The organism is Arthrobacter sp. Hiyo1, from assembly GCF_001263615.2.
In the GTDB taxonomy this organism is placed as follows: Bacteria; Actinomycetota; Actinomycetes; order Actinomycetales; family Micrococcaceae; genus Arthrobacter.
In genome coordinates this window covers 7451-9555 of sequence record NZ_DF952469.1, presented here as the reverse complement: position 1 = coordinate 9555, position 2105 = coordinate 7451, and the positions used below count along the sequence as shown (strand labels likewise).

Here is a 2105-nt window from a genome sequence, read left to right as displayed (position 1 = left end):
GCAGCATGCCCAGCCTGTCCTGCTGAGCCACCACCTGCTGGCCCATGCCTGGGCACTGTTGCGCGACGTGCAGCGGTTCCAGGACTGGGACAAGCGCGCCGGTGTCTCGCCCTACGGTTCCGGTGCTCTGGCAGGTTCCTCGCTCGGCCTGGATCCCGAGGCCGTCGCTTCGGACCTGGGCTTCTTCTCGGCGGTCCACAACTCGATCGACGGCACTGCCTCGCGCGATGTCTTCGCCGAGTTCGCATGGATCTGCTCGATGATCGGCGTGGACCTGTCGCGGGTCTCCGAGGAAGTCATTCTGTGGGCCACCAAGGAGTTCTCCTTCGTCACGCTCCATGATTCGTACTCCACGGGGTCGTCGATCATGCCGCAGAAGAAGAATCCGGATGTCGCCGAGCTCGCCCGCGGCAAGGCAGGGCGCCTCATCGGCAACCTGACCGGGCTGTTGGCAACGCTCAAGGGCCTGCCGCTCGCGTACAACCGCGATCTGCAGGAAGACAAGGAACCGGTATTCGACGCCGCGGACACCTTGGAGGTGCTGCTCCCGGCCGTCTCCGGCATGATCGCCACGCTCACTTTCAACACCGAGCGCATGGCATCGCTGGCACCGCAGGGCTTCGCGCTTGCCACGGACATCGCCGAGTGGCTTGTCCGCCAGGGAGTGCCGTTCCGCGAGGCGCACGAGCTCTCCGGTGCGGCGGTGAAGCTGGCTGAAGGGCGCAGCGTCGAGCTGTGGGACCTGACGGACGAAGAGTACGCGGGCATTTCGGAGCACCTGACCCCCGAGGTCCGCACCGTGCTCAGTACCGAAGGTTCACTCAACAGCCGCAACTCCCAAGGCGGAACGGCCCCGGCCGCCGTCGAGCGCCAACTGCTTGCCCTCGAAGCGGAGCTCGCGGCGGTACGGAAGTACGCGGAGTAACGAAAAGAAGGCCAACGCCGGCGGGTATTTCGAGGCAGTCTTTTTCGCAAAGGCTGCAGCGAAATGCCCGCCGCTGCCAGTTAATCCTCGTTAACAGTCATTAACCCTGTCGGATACTATGGCGCTATGACCGAGATCACTACCTCAGCGCTTCTTGCCGAGCTCCACAAAGCAGCCGGCACTGTCACCGACGTTGTCGCCAAACTCGACGACGCCGATGTTGCAGCTCCCTCCGAGCTGCCCGGGTGGACCCGCGGCCACGTACTGGCTCACATTGCCGGTATCTCGAACGCCATGGCCAGGCAACTGGAATACGCCGCACGCGGCGAGACCATCGACATCTACGACGGCGGCTACGAGGGCCGCACGAAGGCGATTGAGCTGGCGGCTAGCCATAGCCTTGCCGAACACCGTGACGCCACCGAAGCGGCCCTCTCGCGGGCCCTGCGGGCCTTCGATGGGCTTGTGGAGTCCGGCTGGAACACCCGGATCAGCTTCCGGAACGGAACAGTGCTCGACGGCGGCCTGGCGCTTTGGCGCGAACTGGTCATCCACGTCACGGACCTGGGAATCGGTCGCGGACCGGAAGCCTGGAGCCGGCAATTCTGCGAGCACCTTTTCGATTTCCTCTCGGCCCGCGTGCCCGCAGACCAGAAATTCGTGCTTCAGCCCCTGGGCCTGCCGCAGGTGGTCATCGGCTCGGGGCGGCAGTCCGTTGCCATCAACGGCATGATCACGGATATCGCGGCCTGGCTCGCCGGGCGCACGCCTACCCTGGGAAGCCTGCGGGCCTCTGCCGACGCGGACGGTGTTGACTTGCCGGAGCTTCTCCCGTGGCCATCGAGCGTTCCCGCGACACGATAGCGCTGCCGCGTTTGCTTGCCGCTGCCCTCCACAGATGCATCGTGGCGTAGGAACGCCACGGGCTCACGTTGCGGAAGTCTGTAGGCAGGCCCTCCGAGGCGGCCAAGTTCTTGAGGCCGTTCCGGACGGCTGCGTCGTTGGCGAGGAAGACGTCCGGGTCGCCGATGACCCTCATCGCCACGTAGCCCACGGTCCATGGTCCTACGCCGGGCAACGGCAATAGTTTGTCCGCGAGCGTTTGGGGGTCGTCGCCGTAGTCGAAGTCGAGTTCCCCGCTGGCCATGGCTGCTGCCGCGGCAAGCACGGAATCTATGCG

2 protein-coding genes and 1 pseudogene are annotated in these 2105 nt (G+C 65.3%); 2 read left to right on the top strand and 1 reads right to left on the bottom strand.

The window, feature by feature from the left end; genetic code table 11:
- The coding region (argH, locus tag AHiyo1_RS04725; protein WP_084784357.1) for an argininosuccinate lyase at positions 1-925 on the top strand (925 nt) is incomplete at its 5' end.
- Between the two features lie 126 nt (positions 926-1051).
- Positions 1052-1789 (top strand): maleylpyruvate isomerase family mycothiol-dependent enzyme, encoded by a 738-nt coding sequence (locus AHiyo1_RS04720; protein ID WP_059387785.1) that lies wholly within the window; start codon positions 1052-1054, stop codon positions 1787-1789.
- On the opposite strand, the pseudogene AHiyo1_RS25405 reads toward AHiyo1_RS04720, so the two are convergent.
- Positions 1695-2105: pseudogene (locus AHiyo1_RS25405) on the bottom strand (3-methyladenine DNA glycosylase); the annotation flags it as partial. The gene AHiyo1_RS04720 and the pseudogene AHiyo1_RS25405 overlap by 95 nt on opposite strands.